At 53.6% G+C, this 12,096-nt stretch carries 11 protein-coding genes; 3 read left to right on the forward strand and 8 right to left on the reverse strand.

What is annotated here, in order from left to right:
* Positions 1-231 precede the first annotated feature (231 nt).
* Both typA and PKY88_04350 read right to left on the reverse strand, forming a co-directional pair.
* Positions 232-2,088, reverse strand: a complete 1,857-nt coding sequence (gene typA / locus PKY88_04345) for a translational GTPase TypA (GenBank protein HOQ04422.1) — start codon at positions 2,086-2,088, stop codon at positions 232-234.
* Between the two features lie 212 nt (positions 2,089-2,300).
* Entirely contained in the window at positions 2,301-2,519 is a 219-nt protein-coding gene (locus PKY88_04350) for a winged helix-turn-helix domain-containing protein (protein ID HOQ04423.1), read from the reverse strand.
* A gap of 249 nt (positions 2,520-2,768) precedes the next feature.
* Between PKY88_04350 and glgP the strand changes: the two genes are divergently transcribed.
* Positions 2,769-4,460: an alpha-glucan family phosphorylase gene (gene glgP, locus PKY88_04355; protein ID HOQ04424.1), complete on the forward strand. Its 1,692-nt coding sequence runs from the start codon at positions 2,769-2,771 to the stop codon at positions 4,458-4,460.
* An 8-nt stretch (positions 4,461-4,468) separates the two neighbouring features.
* Here glgP and PKY88_04360 read toward each other — a convergent pair whose 3' ends face one another.
* Genes PKY88_04360 through pyrR form a run of 4 tightly spaced genes read right to left on the reverse strand, consistent with a single transcriptional unit; the run spans position 4,469 to position 7,746 of the window.
* Positions 4,469-4,945 (reverse strand): NYN domain-containing protein, encoded by a 477-nt coding sequence (locus PKY88_04360; GenBank protein HOQ04425.1) that lies wholly within the window; start codon positions 4,943-4,945, stop codon positions 4,469-4,471.
* Positions 4,933-6,246 (reverse strand): dihydroorotase, encoded by a 1,314-nt coding sequence (locus tag PKY88_04365; protein ID HOQ04426.1) that lies wholly within the window; start codon positions 6,244-6,246, stop codon positions 4,933-4,935. The genes PKY88_04360 and PKY88_04365 overlap by 13 nt, the downstream gene beginning before the upstream one ends.
* Positions 6,243-7,214: an aspartate carbamoyltransferase catalytic subunit gene (locus PKY88_04370; GenBank protein HOQ04427.1), complete on the reverse strand. Its 972-nt coding sequence runs from the start codon at positions 7,212-7,214 to the stop codon at positions 6,243-6,245. Before PKY88_04370 ends, PKY88_04365 begins: the two co-directional genes overlap by 4 nt.
* A gap of 4 nt (positions 7,215-7,218) precedes the next feature.
* Complete coding sequence (pyrR, locus tag PKY88_04375) at positions 7,219-7,746, reverse strand: bifunctional pyr operon transcriptional regulator/uracil phosphoribosyltransferase PyrR (GenBank protein ID HOQ04428.1); 528 nt, start codon at positions 7,744-7,746, stop codon at positions 7,219-7,221.
* A gap of 244 nt (positions 7,747-7,990) precedes the next feature.
* On the opposite strand from pyrR, the gene PKY88_04380 reads away from it, so the two are divergent.
* Positions 7,991-9,748, forward strand: coding sequence for a S8 family serine peptidase (locus PKY88_04380; GenBank protein ID HOQ04429.1), 1,758 nt, complete (start codon positions 7,991-7,993; stop codon positions 9,746-9,748).
* Here the strand turns inward: PKY88_04380 and speB are convergent.
* Positions 9,738-10,598 (reverse strand): agmatinase, encoded by an 861-nt coding sequence (gene speB / locus PKY88_04385; protein ID HOQ04430.1) that lies wholly within the window; start codon positions 10,596-10,598, stop codon positions 9,738-9,740. The two genes, PKY88_04380 and speB, sit on opposite strands and share 11 nt — an antisense overlap.
* 80 nt (positions 10,599-10,678) lie before the next feature.
* Entirely contained in the window at positions 10,679-11,230 is a 552-nt protein-coding gene (locus PKY88_04390) for an arginine decarboxylase, pyruvoyl-dependent (GenBank protein HOQ04431.1), read from the reverse strand.
* A 315-nt stretch (positions 11,231-11,545) separates the two neighbouring features.
* Here PKY88_04390 and PKY88_04395 point away from each other — a divergent pair, with 315 nt between their 5' ends.
* Positions 11,546-12,091 carry a hypothetical protein gene (locus PKY88_04395; GenBank protein ID HOQ04432.1) on the forward strand — a complete coding sequence of 182 codons (546 nt, stop codon included), beginning with the start codon at positions 11,546-11,548 and terminating at the stop codon, positions 12,089-12,091.
* Positions 12,092-12,096 lie beyond the last annotated feature (5 nt).

Raw genomic sequence — 12,096 nt, forward strand, 5'->3', positions numbered from 1 at the left:
TCGTAACAAGGTAGCCGTAGGGGAACCTGCGGCTGGATCACCTCCTTTCTAAGGGATAACTTAGACTCGGTCGGGGCAATTCTGCCTTTTTCAACGGCCGTGAATAAGTCAGGCGATCCTCGCTGCTTACGGTATCAACTGTTGGTCTTTCAAAGCCCTGTCGGTTTCGACAGGGCTTTTTTTATTGGTTCAGTCAAATCGAGGTTCAGCCGGAAGGAGGAGGAATACTGATTATTTTTTTCGGGCGTGGCGTCGGCGGTCGGCCTCTTTCAGGAGGCGTTTGCGCAGGCGGATGGCGGCCGGAGTGATTTCCACGAGTTCATCATCCTGAATGTATTCGAGGGCGGCCTCGAGGGACAGAATTCGCGGTGGTTTGACCCGGGCGGCGTCGTCCTTGGAAGAAGCGCGGATGTTGGTCAGGTTTTTGGTCTTGGTCGGATTGACCGGGATGTCGTTGTCTTTGCAGTGCTCTCCGACAATCTGGCCTTCATAGACCTGGTCACCGGGTTTGACAAAAAAGGTGCCGCGGTCAAAGAGGGCATCCAGCGCATAGGCGGTTACTGTGCCGGCTTCGGTGGCAATCATTACGCCGGCCTGCCGCTGCGGAATGGAGCCCCGCATCGGTTCATAGCCGTCGAAACTGTGATGGATGGAGGCCCGTCCCTGTGTGGCGGTCATCAAACGCGGATGGAGCCCGAAGAGCCCGCGGGAGGGAATCTTAAAACGCATCTGAATATAATCGCTGGTGCCGGTTTTTCCTTCCACCGTGAGCAGTTCGGCCCGGCGTTCGCCCAGCAGAGCCATCACGGCATTCTGGCAGTCGATCGGGCAGTCGATAAACAACTGCTCCATCGGTTCCTGATGGATGCCGTCGATGATGCGGATGATGACTTCGGGCTTTCCGACACACAGTTCATACCCTTCCCGTCTCATATTTTCGAGCAGGATACCCAGATGCATCAGCCCGCGTCCGGAGACTTTAAATTCATCGGGGGTTTCGCCGGGTTCAACGCGCAAGGCGACATTGGTCTGCAGTTCCTTTTCCAGCCGCTCTTTGAGGTGACGTGTTGTTACGTATTTGCCTTCTCGGCCGGCAAAGGGGCCGTCGTTGATGCGGAAGGTCATATGCATCGTGGGTTCATCCACCGCGATGACCGGCAGGGCGGAGGGACGGTCCGGACAGGCGATGGTGTTGCCGATTTCGACCGGGTCAAGCCCGGCGATGGCGCAGATATCCCCCGCGCTGACTTCCAGGCACGGTTTTTTGCCCAGGCCGCTGAATGTATAAAGCTGGACGATTTTCTGCTGGGTATGTTTGCCTTCGTTATCAATGACTGTGACCATACCGGCCTGTACCGCCCGTCCGGCAAAAAGACGTCCGATGGCGATGCGTCCCACGTAGTCTGAGTAATCGACAGCCGTCACAAGCATTTGCAACGGAGCTTCGGTGTCGGCCTTGGGAGCAGGAACCTCTTCGATGATGGCTCGAAAAATCGGCTCCATGTTCTGCCGGGGCTGGTCGAGTTCTCTGACAGCCCAGCCGTATCGGGCGGAGGCGTACAGGACGGGGAAGTCGAGGGCCTCGTTGTCTGCATTGAGGGAGACAAACAAGTCAAACACCTCATTCAGAACATCGTTCGGCCGGGCATCGGGACGATCCACCTTGTTGATGACGACGATGGGTTTGAGCTTATGGGCCAGGGCTTTGGAAAGAACAAAACGGGTTTGCGGCATTGGGCCGTCGAAGGCATCGACCAGCAGCAGAACGCCGTCGGCCATTTTCAGCACCCGCTCGACTTCGCCGCCGAAATCGGCGTGCCCGGGGGTATCCATGATGTTGATTTTGTATTCTTTCCCTTCCGGGTCTGTATATTCGATGGCGCAGTTTTTGCTAAAAATGGTAATGCCTCGTTCCCGTTCGAGGGGATTGGAGTCCATAATCAGACCGTGCTGGCCGCCGGCCAGTTTATCCAGTTCGCTTTCGCGAAACATCCCGGACTGGTAGAGCAGCTGGTCCACCAGCGTGGTTTTGCCATGGTCCACGTGGGCAATAATGGCAACATTTCGTATTTGTTCAGGAAACCACATATTTTTCCTATTGTCTCTGGGTTGAAAAAAGGAGCAGTGTACTGAGGATGCTTAAGAAGTCAAGTTTTCTTTTACCAAGATGAAGACCGGATGAATCGGAGAAAGAACGCTTTCGAACGAAATGACAGAACACAGCATGCTGTTTTCCCGTGCCTTTTGAAACACCTCGAAAAGGATTTTTGAACGTAAAAAGCTTGTTCGTTTTTGGAAGGTCAGCTGACGTATTCTGCAGAGCAAAGCGCTACGTAAATAGACCGTCCTTTTTGCTGGTATTCGAGTTTTCCTTCTCGGGCCAGCCAGCCGAGTCCCTGGAAGGCAATCTGAGCAGGCAGATTCGTCCGTTTGGGGATATCTGTGATATTGACAGGGGCTTTGGCAGCAGCGAGCATTTTCCAGATTTGTCCGGCAGCAGAACCGATTTTATCCTGCATACGTTCCCTCGCTTTTCCTGAAAAACAATTTTTGTCCTTTTTGCTGGTAGAGGACAAAGGACCTGTTCAAACTGATCCGATAAACTTTCTTCTCAATATAAAATCTGTCGATGCGGACGTCAAGGGCTTTCAGTTCTTTGAGAGAAAATCTTTCTTGTCATTTGACGAGAGGTCCGGACGGGAGTAGGATGATTATAGATTGTAGGCAAGTAAATACTCGAAATGCCAAGGCAGAATAAGGAGGTTCCCTTGATTCAGGACCGGAAGATTGCCTATTTTTCGATGGAAATCGGGATTGAAGAAGCGATGCCGACCTACAGCGGGGGATTGGGAGTACTGGCCGGGGATACAATCCTGGCGGCGGCGGATGCGGAAGTGCCGATGGCGGCGGTTTCGCTGGTTCATCGAAAGGGCTATTTTTTCCAAAAACTGACGGAGGACGGCCGGCAGATTGAGGAACCGGTTATCTGGACCGTTGAGGATTTTCTGGAGGAAATGCCGCCCCGCGTGAGTGTCGTGATTGAAGGACGAACGGTTCAGATTCGCTGCTGGAAATATGAAGCCAGGGGAATCGGCGGGTATATTGTGCCGGTTTATTTTCTGGATACCGATTTGGAAGTCAACGCACCGCAGGACCGTGAGCTGACGGATTATCTGTACGGGAAAGACAAGCGGTATCGGCTTTGTCAGGAGGTCGTGCTGGGCATCGGAGGGGTGCGGATGCTGCGGGCTCTCGGCTATGAGCAGCTCGAGCGTTTCCATATGAATGAAGGGCATGCCAGTCTTCTGACGCTGGAGCTGCTGGAGGAGCAGAAGCGGAAACGGAACGGACAGACCATCAGCGAGGAAGATATTGCCGCCGTGCGTCGGCAGTGTGTGTTTACGACCCATACGCCCGTGGCGGCCGGTCACGACCAGTTTCCGATGGATTTGGTTCGGCAGGTGCTCGGTCAGCAGGAAGCGTTTTCGCTGAACAATGTTTTCTGCTGCGGCGATATGCTGAATATGACGTATTTGGCGCTGAATCTGAGCCATTATGTCAACGGGGTGGCGAAAAAGCATGGGGAGGTTTCCCGACATATGTTCGGGGGGTATGAGATTGATGCGATTACCAACGGGGTTCACGCGGCTCGGTGGACTTCGGAGCCGTTTGCGGAGTTGTTTGATAAATATATTCCGGGCTGGCGGGAAGACAATTTTAGTCTCCGGTATGCGTTGAGCGTTCCTTCAGAAGAGGCGTGGGAAGCGCACCTTCAGAACAAACGGCGGCTGGTGACTTTTGTGAATCGGGAAACCAATGCCGGAATGGATGCGGAAACGCTGACGCTGGGGTTTGCGCGGCGGGCGACCAGTTATAAGCGTGCGGATTTGATATTCAGCGACCGGCGCCGGCTGAAATCGCTGTGCCGCAAGGGCGGGCGGCTGCAAATCATTTTTGCCGGCAAGGCCCATCCGAATGATTTCGAGGGCAAGGAGCTGATTCGCCGGATTTTTTCCGCTCGCGGGGAGCTGGTGCCGGAGGTGCGGACGGCCTATCTGCCCAATTATGATATGGCGATGGGGCGGCTGATTACGGCAGGAGTGGATGTCTGGCTGAATACGCCGCAGCCGCCGCTGGAGGCCTCGGGCACCAGCGGAATGAAGGCCGCGCTGAACGGCGTGCCTTCTTTGAGCGTGCTGGACGGCTGGTGGATTGAAGGATGTATTGAAGGGGTGACGGGCTGGGCAATCGGGGAGAATCATCGGCAGGCGGAAGTGCCGCAGGACCGCCAAAAAGATGCCGAATCGCTCTATGAAAAACTGGAGAAAGTCCTGTATGTTTATTACAAAACACCGCTTCAGTTCCGCAAGGTAATGCTGCACGCGATTGCCCTGAACGGTTCTTTCTTTAATACCCAGCGGATGATGCAGCAGTATGTATTGAAGGCCTATTTCAGCTGAAAAAACACCTACGAATCAAGGTTGAACAGGTCAAGCCACTGCTGGGTTTCGGCCCGGCTGATGCCCTGTCTTTTTTCTTTGGGTTCGGGGCGGGGCGGTTCCTTCTCGAGGAGTCTGCCGACCATGTCCCAGAAGATTTCTGACCGAACGGGTGCCGCTTTTCGGCGTTTTGCCGCGGCAACCAGACGAAGGTCGCTGCTGATGACAACCAGCGAGCGGGGGGCACTGCAGGTCTGGATTTTTTCTTCAATGAGGGTGTCGGCATCCCGGAAGGAGCCGGAGAAGAGGACCTCAATATTGCTGAAGCCGGCCAGTCCGGTTTTGTCCGGAGGGCCGATGCCGTCGAAGATAATCTGACCGCGATTGCGGGTGCGGCGGAGATATTCAGTCAGGATGCGAATCAGACCGGCTTCATCCAGACCGGCCATGGCTTCCTGTCGCTGAATCACCCGCAGCAGGTTGTAGCCGTCAATCAGCAGGGGCATGGAGAATACCCGTCGGCACAGTAGCGGATTTCTCCGGCTACGATGGTATAGAGAACTTTGCCTTTTACTGTCCAGCCGATATAGGGACAGTTGTGGCTTTTGGAGAAGAAGCGATTGGGGTCAATTGTCCATTCGGCATCCGGATCAATGATGGCAATGTCCGCCCGGTCACCGAGTCCGAGGGTGCCTTTGCTGATGTTCAGAACGCGGGCGGGTCGATATGTAAGCATGGCGAGCAGCTGCGGCCAGTCAATGATACCCGGGTCAATCAGAGCTTTGCGGTACAGAGGCAGGGTGCATTCAAGCGAGGCGATGCCGAAAGGCGCCGCCAGGAATTCGAGTTCTTTTTCGCTTTTCAGATGGGGGGCATGGTCCGTAGCCAGTGCATCAATCAATCCTTCCTGGACGGCTCGCCGAAGGGCTTCCACATCGGCTAGAGTCCGCAGGGGCGGATTGACCTTATAATTGGTATCATAATCCTTCAGATGCTCTTCCGTCAGCAAGAGATGATGCGGAGTCACCTCGCAGCTGATAGGCAGGCCTTCCTGTTTGGCCTGGCGAATCAGCTGTATGGAGCCGGCGGTGGAAATGTGCTGGGCGTGATATCGAGTTTTGGTTTTTTTAACCAGTTGGATGTCTCGCCAGAGCATCATTTCCTCAGCGAGGGGGTCCATCCCCGGAAGTCCGAGAAGGGTGGCGTTGTAGCCGGCGTTCATCACCCCGCCGCGGGCCAGCGAATCATCCTGACAATGCTGGGCGACCACCCGGTTGAACATCGAGGCATACTTGAGAGCCCGGAGCATCACAGCGGCGTTCTGAACTCCGCTGCCGTCGTCCGTGAAGCCGATGGCGCCGGCCTGGGCCATCAGCCCCATTTCAGATAATTCTTCTCCGGCTCGTCCTTTGGTGAGTGTGCCCATCACATAGATGAAGGTTTTTCGGGCTTGCCGCCCCATTCGATGGACATACTCGACACTGGTGGCATTGTCGATAGGCGGATTGGTGTTGGGCATACAGACAACAGAGGTAAATCCGCCTGCTACGGCGGCGGCGGAGCCGGAAGCAATGGTTTCTTCTTCCTCGTCGCCCGGTTCGCGAAAATGCACGTGCAGGTCAATCAGACCGGGGGAAACAATTTTGCCGGAGGCATCAATGAGGATGTCGGCTTTGGCAGGAAGGCGTCCGATTTGGCTGACTTTCCCATCGGCGACGAGCAGATCGGCAATCCGGTCCACGCCGTTGGCCGGGTCAATGAGTCGTCCGTTTCGAATCAGAATGGAAGGTGCGGCGGTTTCTTTCATGGATGTGAGTCCTTGGCTTCAAGAACAGCGGCTTGATTGACCAGAAACAGCACGGCCATTCGAATTGCCAGGCCGTTGGAGACCTGACGCAGAATGACGCTGTTGGGGCCATCGGCCACTTCGGATTCAATTTCCAGCCCGCGGTTCAGCGGACCGGGGTGCATAACCAGAATATCCGGTTTGGCTTTCTTGAGCCGCTCGACAGTCAGGCCGTAGAAGTGAGAATATTCTCGTACGGAGGGGAAGAGATTTCCGCCGAGCCGTTCGAATTGGATGCGAAGCATGTTGATGACATCGAGCTTGTCGATGACGGCATCCAGACTGTAAGAGACCTGAACGGGCAGGTTCTGCACCTGAGCGGGCATCAGGGTCGGAGGACCGACTAAAATCACTTCTGCTCCCAGTTTCGTCAGGGCGTGGATATTGCTGCGGGCGACCCGGGAATGTGCAATGTCGCCGACAATCCCGATTTTCAGACCTTCCAGAGCCCCTTTGATTTGGCGGATGGTATAGGCATCCAGCAGGGCCTGGGTCGGATGTTCGTGGAAACCGTCGCCGGCATTGATGACACAGGCCTTAATGGACCGGCTGAGCAGATGAGGTGCTCCGCCTGCATTGTGCCGAATTACGACAATGTCAACCCCCATGGCTTCGAGATTGCGGGCCGTGTCAATCAGGGTTTCCCCCTTGTTGACGGAACTGGACGTTTTGGTGAATTCGATGACATCGGCACTGAGCCGGCTGGCGGCGAGCGTAAAGCTGTTTCGCGTGCGTGTGCTGTCTTCAAAGAACATATTGACCACCACTTTGCCGCGTAAAGCCGGGGCTTTTTTGATGGAACGGGTGCTGAATTCTTCAAAACCGCGGGCGGTGTCCAATATAAATTCGATTTCTTTTCGGCTGAGGTCTCGCAGACCGAGGAGGTGTTTTCGCCGCCATTGAAAATCCGTTTTCGTTGTCTGGTTCACAGAATTACTCGACTAAAACCTGCTCGATTTGGTCTGTTTCCTTCAAAAGCACCTGAACACGCTCTTCAGGGTTAACGTCAACACGAATGCCGACATAATCTGCGCGAATCGGCAGTTCCCGGCTGCCGCGATCGACCAGGACCGCCAGCCGAATGGCTTTGGGTCTGCCTAAATCCGTCAGGGCATCCAATGCTGCCCGGACGGAGCGTCCGGTGTGAAGCACATCATCCACCAGCAAAACAGTGGTCTGGTGGATGTCAAAATTGATTTCAGTAGTCCGTACCCGGGAGGGAACGGCGTTTTGAGGATCGTGGATGTCATCTCTGTATAGGGTGATATCCAGCGTCCCGCAAGGGATTTCCTTGCCGAGCCGTTCACTGAGCCGCTTCTGGAGACGCTGAGCAAGAATTTCACCGCGGCTCCGAATCCCGATAATCACCAGATTATTATTGGAACCGAGGTCAGAAGCAATATCTTGACTGATGGAATCCAGTATTTGGCTTATTTGTGCTTCGTTAAGCAGGACTCTCATTGCACCCCTTTTCACAAATTAGGGTCAACTGCATTGATTTCTGCTTTCTATCGGACGTAAGTATAGCAAACCGACGTTTGCAAAGCAAGAAGTTCTCGGAATTTGGGATGGAAGCTGAATATTATCGGATGTTTTTTATCGAAGATAGAAAGAATGAATCTGTTGCAGGGGTATCGCCGATTGTGGTACAATGATTATGAATTATTATCGAGGGGTTTTGTTTCAGAAAAGTTTCGGAAAAAGGATGTCCGGAAAGATTCAACAATCTATCCGTTTGAGTTTCCTGCTTTTAGCGGGGTTGGTTTTTTCGGCTTTTGCGTCTGAAGAATCCTTACTGAGGGTGCCTATCCAGCCCGCTTCGTTTGCCTATTGCGGGATTCGGGATTTGCAGGAAAACGAACCGAATTTAACGGGTTCCGACGTTGCCGTTGCGGCTGTCTGCCGTTCGATGATGTATGTGAACGGACTGCCGCAGGATGATTATCGCTTGAACATGGCCCATCAGAGCCTGCGGGGGGGGCGTGTCTTTTTTGAGGACGGCTCGGATGGATTGTACGGTCTTTCGCCTCATGAAACGGCGGTCGGGGGACTTTTAATCGGTCTGGATTTTCAGGGAAATCATCCTTTGACAGGGCCTTTTGTTTATAAAGGCGTCTGTCCGGATGCGACGGTGGAGGTTTTTGAGTTTTGGCGGTTTGTGAGCTTGACGATTTTCGGCGACAAGCCGTTTTCGGCCGATGTGCTCACGCTCAGTTTGGGGGATTTTTACGAAGATTGGTGGACGCGGGGGATTGAGCGGCTGGCCCGAAAGACGGGGGTTCTGGTGGTGGCTTCAGCGGGAAACGGGCTTCGAGTTTCAGACCGTGTATTGTATCCGGCCGGCGGGGCCAATGTTTTAGCGGTGGGAGTCGTTCAATCACAGGTAGAACCCGATGGAACACCGAGTTTGAGATTTTTCTCGTCGCCGCATCGGCAGATTTCCAGTTTCGGCCCCACGGCGGACGGCCGCAGCAAGCCGGACCTTGTGGCACCGGGACGTGCTCTCGTGCCGTCGGCGTATGATACCTCAACCTATGAAATCGCCGGTGACTACTCCAGTCTGGCTACCCCCCTGGTTTCCGGGACGGCAGCTCTGCTGTTTCAGAAGATTTATCAGACGCCGGCGATGGCGGAACGAGTCCGACCGGAAACTCGGAACTGCGTTCTGCGGGCTCTTTTATTGACCTCGGCGAGAAAGCTGCCGTGGTGGCATAAGGGACGGCCCGGGCGGGACGATGATGTTGTTGTGCCGCTGGATTGGCTGCAGGGGGCGGGGCTTCTGGATGCCAAAGAGGCCTATGCACTTTTAACGGAAGGCTCCCGTCCGGAAGAGGGGGGCTGGAAGGGCTGGGACAATCCGATTTTGAATGCAGACCATCCGGAGGCGGTTTATTCCATTTCGGTTCCGGCAGAACAGGAACTCTATTTGACTGCTACGGCGGTTTGGAATCGTGCTTTTGAGGAGCGATTTCCGTTTCGGCCTTTGCCGGAAGAAGACGGAGATTTGCGGCTGGAATTGTGGAGGATAGACCCCAATCAGTCGGAGAAGATTCTGGCGGACGTCAGTGATAGTCCCGTGGATACGGTTGAACATCTTTATGTCCGGCTTCCGGAAGAAGCGGCGTCGTATGAATTGGTGGTGCGGTTCAGTCAGCCGCAGGCGGCCCAGAGAAGTCAAGGACGTCCGGTCGGTTTGGCGTGGTCTGTTGGACCGGACCGCACCCGGGACAATCCGTGGTGGTATGATTTGAACGAGGACGGTCAGATTGACCAGACAGACAAGGTCATTTATCAGATTTTTGAGAAGGAACAGTCTGAGATTTTCGGAGACTCCTCTTTGTCGGAGGTCCTCGGGCTCCGTCCTGAGCGAATCGAACTGCTGGAGCGGCAGTGGACGGATTGGCGCTCGTATTTGACTTTGTGGGCTGCGGAAGAGGCCTCGCTGGAGCCGTCTAATCCCTGAAACGAATGCTGAGGGTTTGATAAATCAGCTTGGCCGCCAGGAAATCGCAGGCCCACAAATGTTCTCGCGGACAAAGTTCGACCACATCCAGTCCAATTACGTTCCGGTTTTTGCAGACCTGTTCGATTAAGGAAATGACGTCATACCATCCCAGACCGCCCGGTTCGGGAGTGCCGGTAGCGGGCATCAGGGACGGGTCAAAAACATCCAGGTCGATAGTCAGATAGACATTGTCCGTCAGCAAAGAAAGCAGGGCATCCATCCAGCGCCGCTGCGGATCGGCGGCAATTTGATGAGCAAAGAAGACTCTGGTTTTGTCCAAAGCCGGTTTTTCGCAGGAGTCCATGCTTCGGATGCCTGCCTGAACGATCGGGCACAGTTCTCTGGCTCGAGCCATCACACAGGCATGATTGTAGATGGACCCTTCGTACTTTTCGCGGGTGTCGGCGTGGGCATCCAGCTGCAGAACGGTCAGGTTGGAGAACGTTTGAGCGGCGGCCTGAAATGCGCCGATGGAAACAGAATGTTCCCCGCCTAAAACAACCGGAAATTTGCCCTTTTGAAAATAGCCGAGCATTCTTCGGCGAACCTGTTCGACCATTTCCTCGGGGGTTGGACAATCCTGAACAGGCGCATCCGTGGCAATTCCTTTGCGGAAGACCTCCGAGTCGGTAAGGATGTCGTAAAACTCCAGATTTTTCGATGCCTTTAAAATCGCTTCAGGTCCCTTGTCGGCTCCTTTTATCCACGTGCTGGTTTGGTCATACGGAACCGGCAGGATGACGATTTGAGCAGTCCGGAAATCGGTAAAGCGAGGTTCGAAATCTCCAAAGGAGAAACCATTTGTCATTGTGGGTCTCCCGACAAGGAAAAAGGGATTTTTGGACGACTGCCCAAAAATCCCTGATTTTTGACAAAACTGTTCCTTTTTTAATCAAATAGAAAGACGGCAATGGCAACCGTAGTCGTCCAAAGGTCTTTGACACCGCGAGCGGTCTGGGTAATGTTGGTTGTTTTAATGAACAGGCCGCTGGATTTGTAGGCCTGCTCTTTTTCTGACCAAGCCTTGTCGGGATCTACTTCGTATCCGAGCGTTGTTCCGAGCATGCCGGCTGCCAGGTCTTCGGCCATATCTTCCGCTTCGCGTTTGTTCATTCCGTAGCCGTGCACTTCGCTTAAGTAGCCCCAGTTGCTCTTTTGCTTGGGGACAGCGATGCCGACGGAGGAGGCAATCAGACGGCCGTGTTCGTTGGTATCACACCGAGCCAGGACGCAGAAGCTGATGGCTCCCGGGACAAGGAGTTTGAGCCCTTCATTGCGGCTGATAATCCGGCAATAGGGAGGCAAAATGGAGGAGACCTGCACGAGATTCTGCTGGGCTACGCCCGCATCTCGAAGGGCTTCTTCGAAGGATTTTAGGCGGTATTTATGCCGGCCGACCCCTTTCGTTAAAAACATCCGCGTCGGTACAAGATTGAGCATTCCCGTACTCTCCTGGAAAAGAGGTTCTTCTTATTTGTCATATTCTTATGGTAACGGAGAAATTTTATCCCCCTTCAGGAGGGGGGCAAGAAAAAATTTGAAAAATTCATCCAGAAACCCAGAAAGCGGACTTATTCAGGAGACAATAAGCCGAAAAAAAAGACCGGATGTTGAGATAAAGAAGTTTTTTAGAATATCCGTTGCGATTTACAAAGAACATTCTATAATTTCACGCCGTTTCTTTCTGAAGAAAGATCGAAAAGATGGAAATTAGCAGGAGCAGACCTGCCGTTTAGCAATATGAGGAAGGAATCTATGGGAAAGAAAAAGGCGAAAAAATTAAGCGAGCGCGAACTGGAACGATATAAGCAGCTGCTGCTGGAGAAGCAGAAGGAAGTCTTGGCGGACCTGCAAAGTATTGAACAGAATATGTTCCAGGACGGGGGGGAGATTTCGAGCATGCCGGTTCATCTGGCGGACATCGGAACGGATAATTTTGAACAGGAGTTCAGTTTGGAGCTGATGGAGGAAGCCAAACGAACTCTGCATGAGATTCAACTGGCTCTCAATCGAATCGAAGAAGGCACTTTCGGCATTTGTGAAGGATTGGGAATTCCGATTGAGAAGGAGCGGCTGGATGCAATTCCCTGGACTCGGTACAGTCTGGAATACGCCCGCCAGAAAGAGAAGGAAAATGGTCCCGGTTTCATCAAACGCCGACCGATTGACATTGAACGAGACAGTGAATTTGAGGATGAGGATGTTCAGGAAGAGGAGGTGGAGGCCTTTGATGAAGATGTGGAGATGGAATCCCTGGAGGATGCCGAAGAGCCGGAGGAACTGGATGAAGAATTTGAGTAAGCGGT

The organism is Anaerohalosphaeraceae bacterium, assembly GCA_035378985.1.
Classification (GTDB): Bacteria; Planctomycetota; Phycisphaerae; order Sedimentisphaerales; family Anaerohalosphaeraceae; genus JAHDQI01.